18 protein-coding genes are annotated in these 22,339 nt (G+C 67.2%); 15 read left to right on the forward strand and 3 right to left on the reverse strand.

The annotated features are described in order from the left end of the window. The 9 genes from treZ to NP552_RS03130 all read left to right on the forward strand — a co-directional run bounded on the left by treZ (position 1) and on the right by NP552_RS03130 (position 12,311). On the forward strand, positions 1 to 1,773 hold the full coding sequence (gene treZ, locus NP552_RS03090) for a malto-oligosyltrehalose trehalohydrolase (protein WP_274096414.1): 1,773 nt from the start codon (positions 1 to 3) through the stop codon (positions 1,771 to 1,773). Beyond that, positions 1,766 to 3,838 (forward strand): 4-alpha-glucanotransferase, encoded by a 2,073-nt coding sequence (malQ, locus tag NP552_RS03095; protein WP_274096415.1) that lies wholly within the window; start codon positions 1,766 to 1,768, stop codon positions 3,836 to 3,838. Before treZ ends, malQ begins: the two co-directional genes overlap by 8 nt. Continuing rightward, positions 3,835 to 6,639, forward strand: coding sequence for a malto-oligosyltrehalose synthase (locus tag NP552_RS03100; RefSeq protein ID WP_274096416.1), 2,805 nt, complete (start codon positions 3,835 to 3,837; stop codon positions 6,637 to 6,639). Before malQ ends, NP552_RS03100 begins: the two co-directional genes overlap by 4 nt. Then, complete coding sequence (locus tag NP552_RS03105) at positions 6,636 to 6,938, forward strand: DUF2934 domain-containing protein (RefSeq protein WP_043862952.1); 303 nt, start codon at positions 6,636 to 6,638, stop codon at positions 6,936 to 6,938. The genes NP552_RS03100 and NP552_RS03105 overlap by 4 nt, the downstream gene beginning before the upstream one ends. Positions 6,939 to 7,040: 102 nt before the next feature. Then, the gene (glgX, locus tag NP552_RS03110) at positions 7,041 to 9,206 is read left to right on the forward strand and encodes a glycogen debranching protein GlgX (protein ID WP_043862953.1); all 2,166 of its coding nucleotides are present in this window, start codon (positions 7,041 to 7,043) and stop codon (positions 9,204 to 9,206) included. Between the two features lie 318 nt (positions 9,207 to 9,524). Beyond that, complete coding sequence (locus NP552_RS03115; RefSeq protein ID WP_043862954.1) at positions 9,525 to 10,583, forward strand: autotransporter outer membrane beta-barrel domain-containing protein; 1,059 nt, start codon at positions 9,525 to 9,527, stop codon at positions 10,581 to 10,583. Positions 10,584 to 10,701: 118 nt separating this feature from the next. Further along, the gene (locus NP552_RS03120; protein ID WP_043862955.1) at positions 10,702 to 11,787 is read left to right on the forward strand and encodes a helix-turn-helix domain-containing protein; all 1,086 of its coding nucleotides are present in this window, start codon (positions 10,702 to 10,704) and stop codon (positions 11,785 to 11,787) included. 59 nt (positions 11,788 to 11,846) lie between these two features. Continuing rightward, positions 11,847 to 12,029, forward strand: coding sequence for a hypothetical protein (locus NP552_RS03125; RefSeq protein ID WP_147303881.1), 183 nt, complete (start codon positions 11,847 to 11,849; stop codon positions 12,027 to 12,029). A 30-nt stretch (positions 12,030 to 12,059) separates the two neighbouring features. Beyond that, positions 12,060 to 12,311, forward strand: a complete 252-nt coding sequence (locus NP552_RS03130; RefSeq protein WP_043862957.1) for a hypothetical protein — start codon at positions 12,060 to 12,062, stop codon at positions 12,309 to 12,311. Here NP552_RS03130 and NP552_RS03135 read toward each other — a convergent pair. Continuing rightward, on the reverse strand, positions 12,308 to 12,658 hold the full coding sequence (locus NP552_RS03135; RefSeq protein WP_100633894.1) for a hypothetical protein: 351 nt from the start codon (positions 12,656 to 12,658) through the stop codon (positions 12,308 to 12,310). The genes NP552_RS03130 and NP552_RS03135 overlap by 4 nt on opposite strands. A gap of 171 nt (positions 12,659 to 12,829) precedes the next feature. On the opposite strand from NP552_RS03135, the gene NP552_RS03140 reads away from it, so the two are divergent. From NP552_RS03140 to fdhE, 5 genes are all read left to right on the forward strand, one after another. Next, a complete protein-coding gene (locus tag NP552_RS03140) occupies positions 12,830 to 13,108 on the forward strand; it encodes a YceK/YidQ family lipoprotein (protein WP_116054465.1) in 279 nt (92 codons plus the stop codon). Between the two features lie 230 nt (positions 13,109 to 13,338). Beyond that, complete coding sequence (fdnG, locus tag NP552_RS03145) at positions 13,339 to 16,389, forward strand: formate dehydrogenase-N subunit alpha (protein WP_236176887.1); 3,051 nt, start codon at positions 13,339 to 13,341, stop codon at positions 16,387 to 16,389. 19 nt (positions 16,390 to 16,408) lie between these two features. Continuing rightward, the gene (gene fdxH / locus NP552_RS03150) at positions 16,409 to 17,308 is read left to right on the forward strand and encodes a formate dehydrogenase subunit beta (protein ID WP_274096439.1); all 900 of its coding nucleotides are present in this window, start codon (positions 16,409 to 16,411) and stop codon (positions 17,306 to 17,308) included. Next, positions 17,305 to 17,952: a formate dehydrogenase subunit gamma gene (locus tag NP552_RS03155; RefSeq protein WP_043862960.1), complete on the forward strand. Its 648-nt coding sequence runs from the start codon at positions 17,305 to 17,307 to the stop codon at positions 17,950 to 17,952. Before fdxH ends, NP552_RS03155 begins: the two co-directional genes overlap by 4 nt. Next, the gene (gene fdhE / locus NP552_RS03160) at positions 17,949 to 18,839 is read left to right on the forward strand and encodes a formate dehydrogenase accessory protein FdhE (RefSeq protein WP_043862961.1); all 891 of its coding nucleotides are present in this window, start codon (positions 17,949 to 17,951) and stop codon (positions 18,837 to 18,839) included. The genes NP552_RS03155 and fdhE overlap by 4 nt, the downstream gene beginning before the upstream one ends. On the opposite strand, the gene NP552_RS03165 is transcribed toward fdhE, so the two are convergent. After that, complete coding sequence (locus tag NP552_RS03165) at positions 18,836 to 19,288, reverse strand: GNAT family N-acetyltransferase (RefSeq protein WP_100633888.1); 453 nt, start codon at positions 19,286 to 19,288, stop codon at positions 18,836 to 18,838. The genes fdhE and NP552_RS03165 overlap by 4 nt on opposite strands. A 111-nt stretch (positions 19,289 to 19,399) precedes the next feature. Between NP552_RS03165 and NP552_RS03170 the strand changes: the two genes are divergently transcribed. Beyond that, positions 19,400 to 20,923 (forward strand): FAD-dependent oxidoreductase, encoded by a 1,524-nt coding sequence (locus tag NP552_RS03170; RefSeq protein WP_274096417.1) that lies wholly within the window; start codon positions 19,400 to 19,402, stop codon positions 20,921 to 20,923. Between the two features lie 5 nt (positions 20,924 to 20,928). Here NP552_RS03170 and NP552_RS03175 read toward each other — a convergent pair whose 3' ends face one another. Further along, the gene (locus tag NP552_RS03175; protein WP_043862964.1) at positions 20,929 to 22,122 is read right to left on the reverse strand and encodes a sugar transporter; all 1,194 of its coding nucleotides are present in this window, start codon (positions 22,120 to 22,122) and stop codon (positions 20,929 to 20,931) included. Positions 22,123 to 22,339: the final 217 nt, after the last annotated feature.

Genomic DNA, 22,339 nt, shown 5'->3' on the forward strand with positions numbered 1-22,339 from the left:
ATGCCCTTCAGGTCACAGGAACACGCGACCCACGGGGCCGTGATGCTGGACAGCCACACCACCCGCTTCGCCCTCTGGGCGCCCGATGCCCGGCAGGTGGAGGTGGAATGTGAAAACGCCGCCCCGCAACCCATGCAGCGCAGTGACGACGGCTGGTTCGTGCTGCGCCTGCCCTGCCCGGCCGGTACGCGCTATCGCTACCGTATCGACGGCGACCTGTCGGTCGCCGACCCGGCCAGCCGTGCCCAGCCCGACGGCGTGCACGGCCCCAGCCAGGTGCTGGGCACCGAATATGCCTGGCAACACCCCGACTGGCAGGGCCGCCCGTGGCACGAGGCAGTCATCTATGAAGTGCACGTGGGCCTGCTGGGCGGTTACGCCGGCGTGGCCAGGCACCTGCCGCGCCTGGCCGCGCTGGGCGTGACCGCCATCGAGCTGATGCCCATCGGGCAGTTTCCCGGCCAGCGCAACTGGGGCTATGACGGCGTGCTGCCGTTCGCCCCGCAAGCGAGCTATGGCACCGCGCAGCAACTCAAGGCGCTGATCGACCAGGCCCACGCGCTGGGGCTGATGGTGCTGCTGGATGTGGTGTACAACCACTTCGGCCCCGACGGCAATTACCTGCACCGTTATGCCCAGGGCTTCTTTCGCGAAGACCGGCATACGCCCTGGGGCGCGGCCATCGATTTTCGTCGCCGCCAGGTGCGCGACTTCTTCATCGAGAACGCCCTGATGTGGCTGCACGACTACCGCTTCGACGGCCTGCGCCTGGATGCGGTGCACGCCATCGACGACCCTGACTTTCTGCATGAACTGGCCCGCCGCGTGCGCGCCAGCACCGCACCGGGCCGGCAGGTGTGGCTCACCCTCGAGAACGAGCGCAACCAGGCGCACCTGCTTCAGGAGGGCTACGACGCCCAGTGGAACGACGATGGCCACAACGCCCTGCACGTGCTGCTGACCGGCGAGCAGGAAGGCTACTACGTCGATTACCGCGAGGCGCCGCTGAACAAGCTGGCGCGTTGCCTGAGCCAGGGGTTCGTGTTCCAGGGCCAGCCGGACCGCAACGGCGAGCCGCGTGGCGAAGCCAGCGGCCACCTGCCGCCCAGTGCCTTCGTGCTGTTTCTGCAGAACCATGACCAGATCGGCAACCGCGCGCTGGGCGAGCGGCTCGAGCGCCTGTGCCCGCCCCAGGCCCTGCGCGCCGCCACCGGGCTGCTGTTGCTGGCACCGATGATCCCGCTGCTGTTCATGGGCGATGACTGGGGGTGCCGCCAGCCCTTCCTGTTCTTCACCGATCACCACGACGACCTTGCCACCGCCGTGCGCGAAGGCCGACGCGCCGAGTTCAAGGGGTTCAAGGCCTTCGCCGACCCCGAGCAACGGGCGCGCATCCCCGACCCGAACGCCGCCCAGACCTTCCTCGACTCGCAACCGCAATGGGGCGAGGACAGCGAGCAATGGGTGGCGCTGTACCGTCGCCTGCTGTACCTGCGCCACCAGCACATCATCCCGCGCCTGCCGGGCACCCGCGCCCTGGGCGCCCAGGTGGTCGACGGCCAGGGCGTGAGCGCCCGCTGGCAACTGGGCGATGGCAGCGAGCTGCGCATCGACCTCAACCTCGGCCAGCAGCCACTGGCCCTGGACCTGCCGGCCCGCGAGCGGCACCTGTTCGAAAGTTGCGAACTGCCCCCGGGCCCACCCTGCCTGCCGCCGTTGAGCTGCGTGGTGAGCCTGACCCCTTTCTGCCCCACGGAGCCTGTGCATGCCTGACCTACCCTTGCTGCAACTGGCCGAACGCGCTGGCCTGGCGGTGGACTGGATCGACGCCAACGGGCGCGCCCAGCGTGTCAGCGAACCGGTCCTGCGGCGCATCCTGGCCGCCCTTGGCCACCCGGCCGCCGACGACATCGCCATCGCCAACAGCCTCAAGGCCCTGGAAAAAGCCCACGATTCCCGTCACCTGCCGCCACTGCTGACGGTCGACCAGCACCAGCCGCTGGACCTGTCGCGCTACTTCGCGGCCAACAGCCGCTGCGAGGTGCAGCACGAGGACGGCACCCGCCAGCAGCTGCAGCTGGATGCCCAGGCCCTGCTGCCGCCAGGGCTGCCACTGGGGTATCACCAGCTGCATATCGACGCCACCACCTTCACCCTGGCCGTGGCCCCGGCGCAGTGCTACAGCCTGGCCGATGCGCTGGGCACCCCGCACCCACGGTGCTGGGGCCTGAGTGCCCAGCTGTACAGCCTGCGCCGCCCGGGCGACGGCGGGCTGGGCGACTGCCTGGCACTGGAGGGCCTGGCACGCAGCGCCGCCGAGCGTGGCGCCACGGCCCTGGCCATCAGCCCGGTGCACGCCATGTTCACCCGCAACCACCCCAGCTACAGCCCCTATTCGCCGTCCAGCCGGCTGTTTCTGAACAGCCTGTATGCCAGCCCCCAGGCGGTGATCGACGAGCGCACGGTGCGCATCACGGTCCAGGCCCTGGGCCTTGAGGCCCAGCTCGAACAGCTCGAAGGCCTGCCGTTGATCGACTGGCCACGGGCGGCCGGGGCACGCCAGCAGATATTGCAGGCGCTGTACCAGGGCTTTATCAAGGGCGAGCAACCGCAGCGCGCCGACTTCGACAGCTTTCGCCGCGCCGGCGGCCAGGCGCTGGAAGACCACTGCCGCTTCGAAGCGCTGCTCGATGCCGCCGCCGAACGCGGCGAAAGCCAGGACTGGCGCCAGTGGCCGGCCGCCTGGCTCGACCCGCGCAGCGCCGAGATTGCCGCGTTTGCCGCCGACCACGTCGAGCAGATCGGCTTCTATGCCTTCTGCCAGTGGCTGATCGCGCGCAGCCTGGAGCGTGCCCAGGAAGCGGCGCGCGGCAGCGGCATGGCGGTGGGCCTGATCGCCGACCTGGCAGTGGGGGCCGACGGTACCGGCAGCCAGGCCTGGAGCCGCCAGGACGAGCTGCTGGCCGAGCTGCACGTCGGCGCCCCGCCCGACATCCTCAACCGATCAGGGCAAAGCTGGGGCATCTGCGCGTTCTCCCCCGAGGGCCTGCGCCGCAACGGCTACCGCGCCTTCATCGAGATGCTGCGGGCCAACTTCGCCCACGCCGGGGGCCTGCGCATCGACCATGTGATGGGCCTGCAGCGCCTGTGGCTGATCCCCCAGGGCGCCGCCCCCAGCGAAGGCGCCTACCTGCACTACCCACTGGACGACCTGCTGCGCCTGCTGGCCCTGGAGTCGGTGCGCCACAAGGCCATCGTGCTCGGCGAAGACCTGGGCACGGTGCCCGAAGGCCTGCGCGAAAAGCTCGCGACCCGCGCGATCCTGGGCATGCGTGTGCTGCTGTTCGAGCAGGACCCGCCCGGGCAGTTCACCCCCATCCTCGACTGGCCCGACAATGCCCTGGCCACCACCAGCACCCACGACCTGCCCCCGCTGGCAGGCTGGCTGCAGGCCCGCGACATCGACTGGGGCCAACGCCTGGGGGCGATCGACGCGATCACCGAGCGCGACTGGCGCGACAGCCGCCAGCATGAAATCCAGGGCCTGCGTCGCCTGCTGCACAGCAGCTACGGCGACACCAGCAGCGAAGCCGACACCCTGATCGACGCCAGCCTGCGCCTGCTCGGGCATACCCGCGCGCCGCTGGTGCTGGTACCGCTGGAAGACCTGCTGGGCGTGGACGAACAACCCAACCTGCCCGGCACCGTCGACACCCACCCCAACTGGCGCCGCCGCTTCGCGTTGCCCGCCGCACAGCTGCTGGACGACAGCGATGCGGCGCGACGCCTCGAGCTGCTGGCCCAGGCCCGTGAACAAGCCTTCGAGCGTGACCGATGAACAGCCTCACCGCCACACTGCGCCTGCAATTTCATGCCGACTTCAGCCTCGACGATGCGGTGCCGCTGGTGCCCTACTTCGCCCGGCTGGGCATCAGCCACCTGTACGCCTCGCCCCTGTTGCAGGCGCGGCCCGGTTCGCGCCACGGCTACGACGTGGTCGACCCGACCCGGGTGAGCCCCGAACTGGGCGGCGAGGCGGCGCTGGAACGCCTGGTGGCCGCGCTACGCCAGCACGGCATGGGCCTGATCCTGGACATCGTGTCCAACCACATGGCCGTGGGCGGCGCACACAACCCCTGGTGGCAGGACCTGCTGGCCTGGGGCCGGCGCAGCCCCTACGCCGAGTTCTTCGACATCCAGTGGCATTCGCCCGACCCGTTGCTCAAAGGCCAGTTGCTGTTGCCGTTCCTGGCCAGCGACTATGGCGCAGTGCTGCAGGCCGGGGAAATCCCGCTGCGTTTCGACGCCCGCCACGGGCGCTTTCACATCGAGCACCACGAACACCGCTTCCCGATCAGCCCGCCGGACTATGCGCGCATCCTGTGCGTCAGCGGCCACCCCGAGCTGAGCGAGCTGGGGGCACGCTTTGCCGCCTTCGAGGGCCAGCGCCACGCCCCGGCCAACGTCGAGGCGGTGCACCAGGCCCTGGCCGAACTGGCCCGCGAGCCGCGCATCGGCCAGGCCATCGAACAGGTGCTGGCCGCCTTCGACGGGCGCACCCCCAGCGGTTTCGAGCACCTGCATCAACTGCTCGAACAGCAGCACTACCGCCTGGCCAGCTGGCGCACCGCCGGTGACGACATCAACTGGCGGCGCTTTTTCGACGTCAACGAGCTGGGCGGCCTGCGCGTGGAGCGCCCGGCGGTGTTCGAGGCCACCCATGCCAAGGTGTTCGAGCTGATCGAGCGCGGCCTGGTCGACGGCCTGCGCATCGACCACATCGATGGCCTGGCCGACCCGCGCGGTTACTGCCGCAAGCTGCGCCGACGCGTCGACGGCCTGCTCTCACGCCGGCCGCTGAGCGCTGCGCTCGAGCACTTTCCGATCTACGTGGAGAAGATCCTCGGCCCCGGCGAGCGCCTGCACGACGACTGGCGGGTGGACGGCAGCACCGGCTACGAATTCATGAACCAGGTCTCGCTGCTGCAGCATGACCCGCAGGGCGAAGCCGAACTGACCGCGCTGTGGCACGACCTGAGCGAGCGCCCGGCGTTCGTCGAGGAACTGCGCCTGGCCCGCCAGCTGGTGCTCAATGCCAGCCTGGCCGGCGACTTCGAATCGGTGGCCCAGGCCCTGCTGCAGGTGGCGCGCAACGACATCATGAGCCGCGACCTGACCCTGGGCGCCATCCGCCGCGCGTTGCAGGCGCTGGTGGAGCACTACCCGGTATACCGCACCTACATCAATGCCTGCGGGCGCCCGGCGATGGACGAGGGGTTCTTCCAGCAGGCCCTGGCCGATGCGCGTTCGAGCCTGGGCGAAGCCGACTGGCCGCTGCTGGACCACCTGCAGCGCTGGCTGGGCGGCCAGCCCTGGCGCGAGCTGGGCCCGGGGCGGGCGCGCAAGCAGTTGCGCCACGCCTGCGTGCGCTTCCAGCAGCTGACCTCGCCCACCGCTGCCAAGGCCGTCGAAGACACCGCCTTCTATCGCTCGGCGGTGCTGTTGTCGCGCAACGACGTGGGCTTCGACGCCGAGCGCTTCAGCGCGCCGGCCGAGGCCTTCCATGCCAGTTGCCAGCAACGCCTGGCGCACTTCCCCGACAACCTGCTGGCCACCGCCACCCATGACCACAAGCGTGGCGAAGATTGCCGCGCACGCCTGGCGGTGATCAGCGAACGCAGCCACTGGTTCTGCCAGCGCGTGGAGCTGTGGCGTGAACTGGCCTCGCCCCTGCGCACACAACTGGCCGATGGCGTGGCACCGAGTGCCGGCGATGAACTGCTGCTGTACCAGACCCTGCTCAGCAGTTGGCCGATGACGCTGCGCTGCGATGACACCCAGGCCTTGCGCGGCTACGCCGAACGCCTGCGCCAATGGCAGCGCAAAGCCCTGCGCGAGGCCAAGCTGCGCAGCAGCTGGAGCGCCCCCAACGAGGCCTACGAGCAGGCCTGCGCACGCTTCATCGACGCCCTGCTGCTGGAGCCGCAATGTCAGCAGCTGCGCCAGTCGGTGGCCGAGGCGGCGCAGGCCCTGGCCTGCCCGGGCGCGCTCAACAGCCTGGTGCAGAGCCTGCTGCGCATGACCGTGCCGGGGGTGCCCGACCTGTACCAGGGCAACGAATTCTGGGACCTGAGCCTGGTCGACCCGGACAACCGCCGCGCGGTGGACTACGCCGCGCGCCGCCAGGCCCTGGACGACAGCCTGCCCCCCGCCGAACTGCTCGGGCACTGGCAGGACGGGCGGGTCAAGCAGGCCCTGATCGCCCAGGTGCTGGAGCAGCGCCGGGCCTACCCAGAGCTGTTTCGCCACGGCCGCTACCAACCCCTGGAGGTACGCGGCAAACACGCCGAGCGGGTGCTCGCCTTTGCCCGTATCGGCGAGGCGCAACGCGCGGTGGTGGTGGTGCCGCGGCTGGCCTCGGGCCTGCTGGGCAACGCCACGCAACCCTTGATCCCGGCACAGAACTGGGACGATACCCGTGTGCTTTTACCGTTCGCCTTGTGCGCTGCCAATTGCACGGGACTTTTCGCCCAGGGCGCAGTCACACCCTCTAACGAGCTGTGGCTGAGCACTGCGCTCAAAGCCTTCCCCGTCAATCTCTTCATAGAACAGACTGAGTCATCAGGAGCGTCGAGATGAGTGCTGAGGAAAAACGTATCCGCGAATTCGCCTACCAGATCTGGGAGTCGGAAGGTAAACCCGAAGGCCAGGAGGAGCGCCACTGGGAGATGGCGCGCAAGTTGGCCGAAGCCGAGGCCATTGCGCCCAAGGCCGCCCCGCGCAAGCCCCGTACCACCCCGCCAGGCGCACCGCCGGTAGCCCCTGGCGCCAAGCCAAAGCCCGGCGCCGCCGCGTCCAAGGCCAAGCCACCGGCCCCTGCGGCCAAGCCCGACCCGGCAAAGAAGCCGCGTACCGCGAAGAAGCCCGCCACGCCCTGACGCCGCCGTACCTTGCGTCACTACCGCCCCGGGGCAGCGCAACGCTGCCCCGGCGCCCAGTGCGTCGCCTTTCGCCCCCCAAGGATCGCTACAAGGATTGCCATGACCCAGCCCAAGTCCAAACACAACACCCAGCCCGACGCCATTGAACCTTCGCGCATCCGCGAGGGCCTGCCCTTCCCCCTGGGCGCCACCTGGGACGGCCTGGGTGTGAACTTCGCACTGTTTTCGGCCAACGCCACCAAGGTCGAACTGTGCCTGTTCGACGCCAGCGGCGAACATGAGCTCGAGCGCATCGAACTGCCCGAGTACACCGACGAGATCTACCACGGCTACCTGCCCGACGCGCACCCGGGGCAGATCTACGGCTATCGCGTGTACGGCCCCTACGAGCCGCAGAACGGGCACCGTTTCAACCCCAACAAGCTGCTGATCGACCCGTATGCCAAGCAGCTGGTCGGCGAGCTGCGCTGGTCCGAGGCGTTGTTCGGCTACACCATCGGCCACCCCGATGGCGACCTCAGTTTCGACGAGCGCGACAGTGCGCCGTTCGTGCCCAAGTGCAAGGTCATCGACCCGGCCTACACCTGGGGCCGCGACCAGCGCGTGGGCGTGCCGTGGGACCGTACCGTGTTCTACGAAGCGCACGTGCGCGGCATCAGCATGCGTCACCCGGCGGTGCCGGAAGCGGCGCGCGGTACCTTCGCCGGGCTGATGAACGACGAGCTGCTGGGGCACATCAAGGGCCTGGGCGTCAGCTCCATCGAGCTGCTGCCGATCCACGCCTTCGTCAACGACCAGCACCTGCTGCAAAAGGGCCTGAACAACTACTGGGGCTACAACAGCATCGCCTTCTTCGCGCCCCACCCGCGCTACCTGGCCAACGGCAAGATCGCCGAGTTCAAGGAGATGGTCGCGCACCTGCACGACGCCGGCCTGGAGGTGATTCTGGACGTGGTCTACAACCACACCGCCGAAGGCAACGAGCAGGGCCCCACGCTGTCGATGCGCGGTATCGACAACGCCTCGTACTACCGCCTGATGCCCGACGACAAGCGCTACTACATCAACGACTCGGGCACCGGCAACACCCTGGACCTGAGCCACCCCTGCGTACTGCAACTGGTCACCGACTCGCTGCGCTACTGGGCAGGCGAGATGCACGTTGATGGCTTTCGCTTCGACCTGGCGACCATCCTGGGCCGCTACCACGAAGGCTTCGACGAGCGGCACAGCTTTCTGGTGGCCTGTCGCCAGGACCCGCTGCTGAGCCAGGTCAAGCTGATTGCCGAACCCTGGGACTGCGGCCCCGGTGGCTACCAGGTGGGCAACTTCGCGCCGGGCTGGGCCGAATGGAACGACCGCTTTCGCGACACCGTGCGCGCCTTCTGGAAAGGCGACGAAGGCCAGCTGGCCGACTTTGCCGCGCGCATGACCGCCTCCGGCGAGTTGTTCAACCGCCGCGGCCGGCGCCCCTATGCCTCGGTCAACTTCATCACCGCCCACGACGGCTTCACCCTGCGCGACCTGGTGTCGTACAACGACAAGCACAACGAGGACAACGACGAGAACAACCAGGACGGCAGCAACAACAACATCTCCTGGAACCACGGGGTCGAGGGGCCCACCGACGACCCCGAGATCAACAGCCTGCGCCAGCGCCAGATGCGCAACTTCTTCGCCACCCTGCTGCTGGCCCAGGGCACGCCGATGATCGTGGCCGGCGACGAGTTCAGCCGCACCCAGCACGGCAACAACAACGCCTACTGCCAGGACAGCGAGATCGGCTGGATCAACTGGGACCTGGACGAGCAAGGCAGCGCCCTGCTCAAGTTCGTCAAGCGTCTGACCAAGCTGCGCCTGGCCTACCCGATCCTGCGCCGCAGCCGCTTCCTGGTGGGCGACTACAACGAGGCGATCGGGGTCAAGGACGTGACCTGGCTCGCGCCGGACGCCAGCGAGATGAGCGTGGAACAGTGGGAAGACCCGCAAGGGCGCTGCCTGGGCATGCTCATGGACGGGCGCGCGCAGGTCAGCGGCATCCTGCGCCCGGGGGCAGACGCCACCTTGCTGCTGATCGTCAACGCGCACCACGACGGCGTGGACTTCACCCTGCCCGACGTGCCCGAGGGCGAGTACTGGAACTGCCTGATCGACACCGACCGGCCGCAGCTGCGCAAGGCCCAGCGCCTGGAATTCGGCAGCGTGTTCAACGTCACCGGACGCTCGTTGCTGCTGTTGGAGCTGCAACGGGACGAGGACGCCTGACGCTTTAGCAATCATTCGAAATAGCCAGCCGCGTTGTCATTCGCAACGCGGCTATGCCCATTCAGTAACCGCTATTTTTCAACCGCTTACCCCCTCCAACACAGCCATCACAAAATAATCACACTATCTTGACGCCTGCCTGTGACTCTCCTTAGCTACACCTAGAACCACCGTGTTCAACTTCATTCCGGGCCTCTGGCACGCGGCTTTGCGCGCGCCATGGGGCAGGTTTGCTGGTTTGGGTCGCTCTCTGTTCCTGCCTTACAGCCCGTGACATCAGGCCAGACCTTTGGCTGTAACACACAGAGGAGATCGGCCATGAAAAGCGCACCCTGCCCTTCGGGGCTCGAGTATGTTTTCTACGCACTGTCGACGTCGCTGCTGCTGGCAACCCCGCTGGAAAGCCTGGCGGCGGGGCTGGAAGACGACGACCCGATGTTCAACCCGGCACACGGCCTGGCGCTGCCGTCGCTGGTCCCGGCCAGCGTGTCGGGGCTGAGCCTGGGTACGCTGGGGGCGTTTTCCGAACGCCTGGCAGAGCGCACGGCGGTGTTCGGCGACGAAGGCATTGCCAGCCAGTGGGCGCAGTTCTTTCCCACCCCGGTCAGGACCGCCCCGCAACGCCTGGATGCCCCCAACCAGAACCTGCAGATCGCCCCCGACCTGTTCGTGCGGGAAACCGCCGGCGGCAACACCCACCGCGCCGGGATCTTCATGGGCCACAGCAACCTGCAGGGCGGCCTGGACAATCGCCGGCCACAGCTGGGCGACAAGCAGAACGCCGTGCGCCTGGAAGGGCAAAGCCTGGGCATGTACTGGAGCCTGCAGCATGACCAGGGCTGGCATGTGGATGCGGTGGCCATGGGCACCCGTTTCGACGCCAGCGGGCGCGGCAGCGACGGCGAACGTCTCGATGGCAACGGCCACGCGCTGACCTTCTCGGTGGAGGGCGGCTTCCCCATCGGCCTGGGCAAGCACTGGGTGATCGAGCCCCAGGCGCAGTTGATCAACCAGCAGTACTACCCCGGCAACGACGCCCAGGCCCAGACCCTGCAGGCCTATGACAGCCAGCCGAGCTGGACCGGTCGGGTGGGGGCGAAGCTGTCGGCCCGCTACGAGGTGCGCGGCATGCCCATCGAACCCTATGTGCGCACCAACGTGTGGTACGACTTCTCGAACGCCGACACGGTGAGCCTGGACAAGGTCGACAAGATCAGCAGCGGACGCAACGCCACCACCGTGGAGGTGGGCCTGGGCCTGGTGGCACGGGTGACGCCCAAGGTGGCGCTGTTTGTCAGTGCCGATTACAGCAGCGACGTGGACGACAACGACTTGAACGGGTTGATCGGCAACCTGGGGGTGCGTGTGCGCTGGTGAGCGGCGCTGAATGCATCGCGGGTCAGGCCCGCGATGCGACGCGCATACCCCCGTCAACCTGAGGTTGACAGCTTATGTATACTGGCCGGCCATGCCCTCGCCAAGGACACCCCAGCGCATGACCGAAAACAGCTTCGCCTTTCGCCTCAAGGAACTGCTCGAACACCACAAGCTGACGCTGCAGGCGGTAGGCACGGCCCTGGGGATCTCGCGCACCGCCGTGCACAAATGGACCCGCGGCGGCGAGATCGACTATGCCAACCTGCGCAAGCTGGCCGACTTTCTCAAGGTCAACTGGATCTGGCTGCGCTACGGCGAAGAAGCCCTGCAGGACGTGCAGCAGACCCAGGTGGTGGAGCTGCCGATGACCGACCTGCGCCGGCGCTACACCGCCGAGATCATGGAGAGCGAAACCCGCATGAAGCTGGCCCAGGAAGGCGCCCGCATCGTGACCTGGGAATGGAACCTGATCAGCGACGAACTCACCTACTCGCCCAACGTCGAGGCCGTGTACGGCTGGCAGGTGATCCGCAACGAAGACTTCTGGGTGCACCTGCCCCCCGAAGACGTCGAGATGCTGCAGGCGCTGTACAGCAAGACCCTGCTCGAAGGCGAAGGCTGCGAGTGCGACTTTCGCATCTATCGCCCCGACGGCGAGATGCGCTGGATCGCCTCCCGCGCCACGGTGGTGCGCGACAGCGCCGGGCGCGCGGTGAAGATGGTCGGCATCAGCATGGACAACACCGAGCGCAAGGTCGCCGAAGAGCAACTGCGCAACAGCGAGGAACGTTTTCGCGCCATCTTCGAACTGGCCTGGGGCGCGCTGGCCTACATCGACCCGGACGGCACCTGGCAGCGGGTCAACGGCAGCTTCTGCGAGCTGCTGGGCTACAGCGCCGAAACGCTGTACGGCATGACCTTCCAGCAACTGACCCACCCCGACGACCTGGCCGCCAACCTGCAGTTGCTGCAGCGCCTGCTGGCCGGCGAGATCGAGCGCTACGAAGTGGAAAAGCGCGTGCGCCACAAGCAGGGCCACTACATCTGGGTACGTGCACGTACCGCCCTGCAGCGCCGCCAGGACGGCCAGCCGCAGCATCTGATCAGCGTGTTCGAGGACATCGGCGCCGAACGCCAGGAACGCGAACGCCTGCAGGCACGTATCGAGGCGCTTGAAGCACAGCGCGGGGCTTCGCAGGCATGAGCCGCTTCGTGGGGGTGTTTCACTTGCGAAGCCGGCATGCCGTGGACAGGGGCTTCAAGGTGCACGCGCTACACAGCGACAATCATGCCGATGCGCACCTTGAAGCGGGCGACATACGCAATGAACAGGGCTACCAGGACGATCAGACCTGCGACTTCACCGTGATCGAGATTGCCAGCACTGCCCAGGCGCCCCGGCGCCTGAGCTGGCTGGAGCGCATCACGGGCAAGCTGCATGCATGACCCCATCCCTGATCTGACTGCGGGGCGCACATGAGCCGCTTTGTCGCTGTGTTTCACCACTGGCATATCACCAAACGCAACCTTGGCTTCGAGGTGCACAGCCTGGCAGGTCGCGATCAGGCACAGGCGCACCGCGAAGCCTGCGCACGGTTGGCCGATCAGGAAGTGAGCGATATCGTGCGCTGCGCCTTCACCCTGGTTGAGATCGGCGCGCATGAACACGTTGCGCGCCCGCTGAGCTGGCGCGAGCGCATCACCGGGCGTTTCGAGGGGCGTGGCTAGAGGCAGGTGGCCAACGCCGCCATGCGCCGCTGGGCCAATGCATCGTCCTTGAGGGTGTAGAACTTGACCACCGTGCCGCCGGCTTCGGCGCGCACATCGGCGAAGTATTCGGCATCGCGTGTCGACACCGTGGCCCCGCCGTTGGGGCCGGCGTCGAGGTAGCCGCTGGCATCCACGCCGAAGACGGCTTCGTCCTGCCAACCGAACTGGATGCACTCGGCCACCAGCGGCTCGGCCTTGGCCGAGGTGAAGGTCTTGTGCGGTGCGCCCTGGCGAGCCTGGTTCATCGTCGACGAGGCGCATCCGGCCAGCACCAGTGCCGTACCCAATAGCATTGCTGCGCGCATGGTTGTCTCTCCCGTTGGTTGTGTGTCGGCAGTACCGGGCTCTTCGCTGGCCCTGCAGAAGCTGGCCTTGCCAGCGAAGAGGCCTGGCCTGCTGATTGAAAAAGGAGCGACTGTAGCATTGCCCCGGCCCCCGGTGAGAGAATGCCGCGCAGAAAAACGGACCCTCCCCCTGTGCCAAGGAACAGCACCATCCGAATCCTCTCGCTCGCCCTCATCGTCTCCACCCTCGCCCTCACCAGCTGCGGCACCATGATGCGCGGTGGGTACTGCGCCGAATGTGCATCCCCAGGCATGTACCGGGGCGTGCGCAACAACTTCTCGTTCCTGTTCAGCGCCACCTCGGCGCAGTTCTGCTGGCCGCTGATCGTGTGCCCGCTGGCGTTTATCGTCACCGCGCCCGTGGATATCGTGATCGATACCGCGATGATCCCCGCCGACCTCTCGCGCTGAGTGCCAAACAATCGAATCCCTCTATAGGTTCATCGACAAGGTCGATTAGTCACAAATTAAGTAAGGGCATAAACTGCCCCCGAATGCGCGCAATTCACCCACGATAGAAAGGGTCTTGGCGCGCACCCTCTGTGACTAGCCTGCATACCACTTACCGATCCTGACGCTGATCTCGGCGGGCCTGCGCGTGCGCGGCCGATTCTGGAGCTCGTTTGTACAAGGAGATAACCATGGGACTGGGCAGAAGACAGTTCTTCAAGCTGTGCACCGTCGGCGCTGCCACCGCCACTGCGGCCAGCCTGGGCTTCGCCCCGGGCATGGCCCAGGCCACCCAATCACGCCAGTACAAGCTGCTGCGCGCCAAGGAAACCCGCAACAACTGCACCTACTGCTCGGTGGGTTGCGGCGTGCTGATGTACAGCCTGGGCGACGGCGCCAAGAACGCCAAGGCGCGTATCTTCCACATCGAAGGCGACCCCGATCACCCGGTCAGCCGCGGCTCGCTGTGCCCCAAGGGCGCGGGCCTGGTGGACTACATCCACAGCGAACAACGCCTGCTCTACCCCGAATACCGCGCCCCTGGCTCGGACAAATGGCAGCGCATCAGCTGGGATCACGCCATCGAGCGCATCGCACGCCTGATGAAGGACGACCGTGACGCCAACTTCATCGAGAAGAACGACAAGGGCACCACGGTCAACCGCTGGCTGAGCACCGGCATGCTGTGCAGCTCGGCCGCCAGCAGCGAAACCGGCTCGCTGGACCAGCGCTTCACCCGCGCCCTGGGCATCCTGGGCACCGACAGCCAGGCCCGTGTGTGCCACGCCCCTACCGTCTCGGCCCTGGCGCCGACCTTCGGGCGCGGCGCCATGACCAACAACTGGGTCGACATCAAGAACGCCAACGTGGTGCTGATCATGGGCGGCAACCCCGCCGAGGCGCACCCGGTGGGCTTCAAGTGGGTGATCGAGGCCAAGATCCGCAATGGCGCCAAGGTCATCGTGGTGGACCCGCGCTTCAACCGCAGCGCCGCCGTGGCCGACATCTACTCGCCGATTCGCGCCGGCTCCGACGTGACCTTCCTGATGGGCGTGGTCAACTACCTGATCACCCACGACAAGATCCAGCACGACTACGTGCGCGCCTACACCAACGCCAGCCTGATCGTGCGCGAGGACTACAGCTTCGACGACGGCCTGTTCAGCGGCTACGACCCGGCCAAGCGCAGCTACGACCGCAGCTCCTGGACCTACGAGCTGGACGCCGACGGCTTCGCCAGGCGCGACATGACCCTGAGCCACCCGCGCTGCGTGTGGAACCTGCTCAAGGCCCACGTCAGCCGCTACACCCCGGACATGGTCACCAACGTCTGCGGCACGCCCAAGGCCGACTTCCTGCAGATCTGCGAGATCCTCGGCACCACCAGTGCCCCGGACAAGACCGCCACCTTCCTCTACGCCCTGGGCTGGACCCACCACACCAACGGCGCGCAGATGATCCGAGGCTCGGGCATGATCCAGCTGCTGCTGGGCAACATCGGCATGGCCGGTGGCGGGGTCAACGCCCTGCGCGGCCACTCCAACATCCAGGGCTACACCGACCTGGGCCTGCTCTCGCTGCGCCTGCCCGGCTACATGAACCTGCCATCGGATGCGCAGACCGACCTGGCCACCTACCTCAAGCAGACCACGCCCAGCGCGGTGCTGCCCGACCAGGTCAACTACTACAAGCACACCCCCAAGTTCTTCGTCAGCCTGATGAAGAGCCTGTGGGGCGACAAGGCCACCAAGGACAACGACTGGGGCTTCGACTGGCTGCCCAAGTGGGACGACAGCTACGACGTGCTCAACTACAGCAACCGCATGTACGAGGGCAAGGTCAACGGCTACATCGCCCAGGGCTTCAACCCGGTGGCGGCGTTCCCGGACAAGAACAAGGCCCAGGCCGCGCTGGAGAAACTCAAGTTCCTGGTGATCATCGACCCGCTGGCCACCGAGACCTCGAGCTTCTGGCAGAACCACGGCGAGGAGCACGACGTGGACACCGCGGCGATCCAGACCGAAGTGTTCCGCCTGCCCTCCTCGTGCTTTGCCGAGGAAGACGGCTCGATCGTCAACTCCGGGCGCTGGCTGCAATGGCACTGGGCCGGCGCTGCGCCGCCGGGCGAGGCCTGGCACGACGGCAAGATCCTCGGCCACCTGTTCCTGAAGATCCGCGAGCTGTACGAGAAGGAAGGCGGTGCCAACCCCGCGCCGATCCTCAACATGGCCTGGGACTACGCCGACCCGTTCGACCCCAAGCCCGAGGAAGTGGCCAAGGAATCCAACGGCCGCGCCCTGGCCGACCTGCACGACGAACAGGGCAACCTGATTCTGCGCAAGGGCCAGTTGCTCGACGACTTCTCGCAGCTGCGCGACGACGGCACCACTGCCAGCTTCAACTGGATCTTCGCCGGCTCCTGGACCGAAAAGGGCAACCAGATGGCACGGCGCGACAACGCCGACAGCGGCCTGGGCTGCACCCCGGGCTGGGCCTGGGCGTGGCCGCAGAACCGGCGCATTCTCTACAACCGCGCCTCGGCCGACCCCCAGGGCAAGCCGTGGGACCCCAAGCGCAAGCTGATCGGCTGGGACGGGGCGCGCTGGAGCGGCGTGGACGTGCCGGACTTCGCCGTCACCGCTGCACCGGGCAGCAACACCAACCCGTTCATCATGCTGCCCGAGGGCCTGGGCCGGCTGTTCTCGGTGGGCGCGATGAACGACGGGCCGTTCCCCGAACACTACGAGCCCACCGAAAGCCCGCTGGCGAACAACCCGCTGCACCCGAACGTGACCTACAGCCCCACCGCGCGGGTGTACGAAAGCGATCGCAAGCGCATGGGCAGCCGCGAGCAGTTCCCGTATGTGGCCACCACCTACTCGATCACCGAGCTGTTCCGCCACTGGACCAAGCATGCGCGGCTCAACGCCATCGTGCAGCCCGAGCAGTTCATCGAGATCGGCGAGAAGCTGGCCGCCGACAAGGGCATCGTGCAGGGCGACCTGGTGCGCGTCAGCACCCAGCGTGGCTACATCAAGGCCAAGGCTGTGGTGACCAAGCGCATCCGCCGCCTGGCCATCGACGGGCAGGACGTCGATACCATCGGCATCCCCTGCCACTGGGGCTATGAAGGCACCACGCGCAAGGGCTTTCTGGCCAATACCCTGACCCCGGGGGTGGGCGATTCCAATACCCACACGCCGGAATACAAGGCGTTTCTCGTGAACATCGAAAAGGCCTGAGGGAGCGAACTTCATGTCCATGCAATCCCAAGACATCATCAAGCGCTCGGCCACCAACGTGCTGACCCCGGCGCCGCGTGCGCGCGACCACCAGGCCGAAGTGGCCAAGCTGATCGACGTGAGCATCTGCATCGGCTGCAAGGCCTGCCAGGTGGCCTGCAACGAGTGGAACGACCTGCGCGACGAGGTCGGCCACAACGTCGGCGTGTACGACAACCCGGCCGACCTGTCGGCCGAAACCTGGACGCTGATGCGCTTCGATGAAGTCGAAGATGAAAGCGGCAAGCTCGAATGGCTGATCCGCAAGGACGGCTGCATGCACTGCGCCGACCCGGGCTGCCTGAAGGCCTGCCCGCAACCGGGGGCGATCATCCAGTACGCCAACGGCATCGTCGACTTCCAGTCCGACCACTGCATCGGCTGCGGCTACTGCATCGCCGGCTGCCCGTTCGATGTGCCGCGCATCAGCAAGAAGGACAACAAGGCCTACAAGTGCACCCTGTGCGTGGACCGCGTGTCGGTCGGCCAGGAGCCGGCCTGCGTCAAGACCTGCCCCACCGGTGCGATCAACTTCGGCAGCAAGCAGGACATGCTGCACCAGGCCAGCGAGCGCGTGACCGAGTTGCAGGGCCGCGGCTTTGCCGGCGCCGGCATCTACGACCCGCAGGGCGTGGGCGGCACCCACGTGGTGTACGTGCTGCAGCACGCCGACAAGCCGCACCTGTACCACAAGCTGCCCACCGACCCGCGCATCAGCAGCGCCATCCATGGCTGGAAGGGCTGGCTCAAGCCGGTGGCGGCCGTGGCCTTCTTCGCTACCCTGGCCGGCACCCTGTTCCACTACGTAGGCGTGGGGCCGAACGAGGTCAACGAGGTCGAGGAAGCCGACGAGAAACACGAGGAGGACACCCACGCATGAACAAGGACAAACTGATCCTGCGCACCCGCTTCATCGAGCGTGCCAGCCACTGGGTAATGGTGCTGTGCTTCCTTGCCGTGGCCCTGTCGGGGCTGTCGTGGTTCTTCCCGTCGCTCAACGGGCTCAACGCCGTGTTCGGCACCCCGCAGCTGGCGCGCATCCTGCACCCGTTCTTCGGGGTGGTGGTGTTCCTGCTGCTGGCGTTCCTGTTCGTGCGCTTCGTCAAGTACAACCTGCCCGAACGTGAAGACCTTGCGTGGTTCAGGAACGTGCGCCAGGTGCTGGCCGGCGAGCACGAGCCGGCGCTGCAGATCGGCAAGTACAACGCCGGGCAGAAGATCCTGTTCTGGGGAATCATGGGCCTGATCAGCGTGCTGCTGGTCAGTGGCGTGGTGATCTGGCGGCCGTACTTCGCGCCGTGGTTCAGCATCCCGTCGATTCGCATCGGCCTGCTGGTACACGCCATTGCCGGCATCTGCCTGATCCTGCTGATCATCGGCCATGCGTACCTGGCGTTCTGGGTCAAGGGTTCGATTCGCGGCATGGTCACCGGGTATGTGAGCCGCAGCTGGGCCAAGACCCACCATGACCGCTGGTACCGGCAGATCAGCAACAAGCAGAGCGGGAGTGGCAAGCAGCAATGAACAGCATCCAGATGACCCCTGCCGAGCAGCGTAGCGCCGGCGTTGGCGAAATACCTGCCGTGCTGCTGCCGACCCTGGGCGAGCGCTACCGCCAGCGCGCCACCCGCCTGCGTCAGCTGGCCGAGGGGCACCCGATGGCCGACTACCTGCGGTTCGTGGCACAGGTGGCCGATGCCCAGCAGCAACTGCTCGAACGCCTGCCGCTGCCGGCAACGCTGGTGAGCAGCCTGGCCGGGCGGGTAGCCGCCGGCAAGGCGCCGCTGGCCTGGGCCAGCCTGCCGCGCGATGCCTACTGGCAGCAACTGTTGCGCGGGCTTGGCGAGCACATCGAACACGCCACCCTGCAGGGCCTGTGCGCGCAGGGCGAGGCCGCCCTGGACGTGGCGGCCGATGCGTTGCTGGCAGGCCGCTTCAGCGAGATCGACAGCGGTCAGGCGCTGTTTCTGTGGGCCGCCCTGTCGCTGTACTTCACCCAGCTGGCGGCGCACCTGCCCGCCATCGGCAATGCCGGCGTGGGCGAGCAGCGCCAGCATTGCCCGGTGTGCACCGGGGCGCCGGTGGCCAGCGTGATCATGACCGGTGCCCAGGCCGGGCTGCGCTACCTGCACTGCGGGTTGTGCGAGAGCCGCTGGCACATGGTGCGGCTCAAGTGCAGCAACTGCGAAGAGACCGGCAGCCTGGACTACTGGTCGCTGGATACCCATGAAACCGCGATCAAGGCCGAGAGCTGCGACGACTGCCACAGCTACCTGAAGGTGTTCTACCCCGAGCACGAGCGCGACCTTGAGCTGGTGGCCGATGACCTGGCCTCGATCGCGCTGGATGCCGAGGTGGAACGCCAGGGGTTCGATCGCAGCGGCGTGAACCCGTTTCTGTTCCCGGGCTAGAGCGGGTACTGCATCAGCCAGTGTGATTTGCCCCAGGCCTGGAACTGCTCGAGGTACTGCCACCCCCGCTTGTGGTAGTACTCGGCGCGGTCGTGGGTGTGCAGGTAGAGGTGCGTGTGCCCCAGGGCCCTGGCCTTGGTGCAGATGCCCTCGATCAGCGTTTCGGCCAGGCCTTGGCCGCGGGCTTGCGGGCTGACGAACACGCAGGCCAGCCACGGGCTCAGGTCGGGCCGCAGGGGCAGGTCGTCGCGGGCCAGTGAAGCGCTGCCCAGCAGGTTGCCGTCATCCAGCGCCAGCAGGCTGTACAGGCTGCCGTCAGCCTGGCCATGGGCGAACTCCTGTTGCCATTGGGCCAGCGGTACATCGGCGTACTCGTAGGCGAACTGCTCGTGCAGCCAGCGGGCCAGGGTATCGCTGTGGTGTGGGTGGTTGCTGAGCCAGTCGATCATGGGTGTGCTCTGGGCGTTGGGGGATGCAAAGGTACACCGAATTGGATGAGGGGTGTGGCCACCTGCATCTACACTTGTCAGTGCCACCGCACCTTCCCGGAGGACCGCGCCATGCCCCACTCTGACGTCCTGATCATCGGCGCCGGGCCCACCGGCCTGGTCCTGGCCCTGTGGCTGAGCAAGCTGGGCATCTCGGTACGTATCCTCGACAGGACCAGCGCCGCCGGCACCACCTCCCGCGCGCTCGCCGTGCAAGCCCGCACCCTGGAGCTGTACCGCCAGCTGGACCTGGCCGACGCGGTCGTTGGCGCCGGCCACCAGGTGCCCGCCGCCAACCTCTGGGTCAAGGGCGAGCCCGCCGCACGCCTGCCTTTGGACAGCATCGGCGCCAACCTCACGCCCTACCCCTTTCTCGAAATCTACCCGCAGGACCAGCACGAGAACCTGCTGATCGAGCGCCTGCGCGGCCTTGGCGTGGAGGTCGAACGCAGCACCGAACTGCTCGGTTTCACCCAGCACGACACCACCGTCAGCGCACGCCTGCGCCTGCCCGACGGCAGCGAGCAAGACTGCGAGACGCATTACCTGGCCGGCTGCGACGGCGCCCATTCGGCCGTGCGCAACGGCCTGCATGTCGACTTCCCCGGCGGCACCTACCAGCAGCTGTTCTACGTGGCCGACGTGGATGCCAGCGGCCCGCCCATGAACGGCGAGCTGCACGTGGACCTGGACGAGGCGGACTTTCTGGCGGTGTTCCCGCTGGCCGGCGCAGGCCGCGCGCGGTTGATCGGCACGGTGCGCGACGCACGCGCCGAACACCCCGAGCAACTGCGTTTCGAGGATGTCAGCCAACGCGCCATCGAGCACCTGCAACTGCAGGTGCTCAAGGTCAACTGGTTTTCCACCTACCGCGTACACCATCGCGTGGCCGGGCATTTCCGCCAGCAGCGCGCCTTCCTGCTCGGCGACGCCGCGCACGTGCACAGCCCGGCCGGCGGCCAGGGCATGAACACCGGCATCGGCGATGCAATCAACCTGGCCTGGAAGCTGTGCAGCGTACTCAAGGGCAAGGCCCACGACGACCTGCTCGACAGCTACCCGGTCGAGCGCATGGCCTTCGCCCGGCGCCTGGTGGCCACCACCGACCAGGTGTTCACCTTCGCTACCGCCGATGGCAGCATCGCCAACCTGTTGCGTACGCGCCTGGCACCGGTGCTGATACCGCGCATGGCGGCATTCGCCAAGGCGCGCAGCCTGCTGTTTCGCACGGTCTCGCAGCTGGGCCTGAACTACCGCCTGATGCCGCTGAGCTTCGGCAGCGCCGGCCATGTGCAGGGCGGCGACCGCCTGCCCTGGGTGGTCACGCAGGAACACGACAATTTCAGCGCGCTGTCGCACCTGGGCTGGCAGGTACACGTGTACGGCCTGGCCAGCAAGGAACTGAGCGCCTGGTGCGCCGCACGCCAGCTGCCACTGCAGGTTTACCCCTGGTCGGCCGCCTGCACGGCCGCCGGCCTGGCACGCAACGCGCTGTACCTGCTGCGCCCCGACAGCTACGTGGCGCTGGCCGAACCCTCGGCCTCCACCGCCGCCGTGGAGCGCTACTTCAGCGAGCGGGGCCTGCGCCCCTGGTGAGGTGCTTACGCCGGTTTGTCGGCGCCCAGCACCCCGGCATAGCGGTAGGTGGTCACGCAACACAGCACCAGGCCGCTGACCGCGACCGCGCCGCCCACCAGGCCGATGTCGCCAAGGCCCATGTGGGTGCTGACCAGGCTGCCCAGCAACGCCCCGCCACCGATGCCCACGTTGTACAGCCCCGAGAACATGGCCATGGCCACGTCGGTGGCATCGGAAGCCAGCACCAGCACCTTCGATTGCAGGGCCAGGCTGAAACACATGATCGCCATGCCCCACACCATGCTCAGCGCGCAGAGCAGGGTCGGGTTGACTGCCAGCGGGGCCAGCAGCAACAGGCTCAGGGCGATGGCGCCGATGGCGCCAATCGCGAACCCCCGCGGGAAACGCTCGCTGTAGCGACTGAACAGAATCGAGCCGAAGATGCCCGCCCCGCCATACAGCAACAGTAGGATGGTGGTCATCTCGCCGCTCATCGCCGCGACCTGCTGGCTGAACGGCTCGATGTAGCTGTAGGCGGTGAACTGCGCGGTGATGCCCAGCACCACCAACGCATACACCGAGAGCAGCGCCGGCCGCTTGAGCAGCATCGGCAGGCTGCGCAGCGAACCGGAGTTCTGGCTGGGCAGGCGCGGCAGCGAGCGCATCAGCCAAAGCAACGTCAGTACCGAGACCCCGGCGATGCCCATGAAGGTGGTGCGCCAGCCCAGCGCCTCGCCCACCACTCGCCCCAGCGGAATGCCCAGCACCATGGCCAGGGTGGTGCCGGTGGCCAGCACCCCGAGGGCCTTGGCCTGCTTGCCCGGCGGCGCCACCCGCACCGCCAGCGACGCGGTGATGGCCCAGAACACCGCGTGGGCCAGTGCGATACCGATGCGGCTGAACAGCAGCATGCCGAAGCTGGTGGCCATGCTCGACAGCACATGGCTGGCAATGAACAGCACGAACAGGAACGCCAGCAGCTTGCGTCGCTCGATGTTGCGGGTCATCAGCATCATCGGCAGCGAGGCCAGCGACACCACCCAGGCATAGATGGTCAGCATCAGCCCGACCTGGGCGGTGGGCATGTCGAAGCTGCGGCCGATATCGCTGAGCAGGGCCACCGGCACGAACTCGGTGGTGTTGAAGATGAATGCAGCCAGGGCCAGCGCGAAAACGCTGAGCCAGCTGCCATTACGGGTATCTGCGGGGTTGTTCATCGGACGGGGCAAGGCTCCGGGGCGGGCGCGTCAGACGCGACCCTGGGTTCAATGAAACCTGCGCGGCAAAAGGCGCGCAGGCAAAAGCCACCCCTGGGCCGGCGGCCTGGGTGTTGCGCTGCAGAAGGTTGTTATAGGTAGGTGCGGGTCGCAGGCCCGATGGTACGTCATGCGTCGGGGGGCGACAATAACGCTCGCCGCGCCGCGCCGGCCCCAC

The organism is Pseudomonas sp. 8209, from assembly GCF_028682105.1.
Classification (GTDB): domain Bacteria; phylum Pseudomonadota; class Gammaproteobacteria; order Pseudomonadales; family Pseudomonadaceae; genus Aquipseudomonas; species Aquipseudomonas palmensis.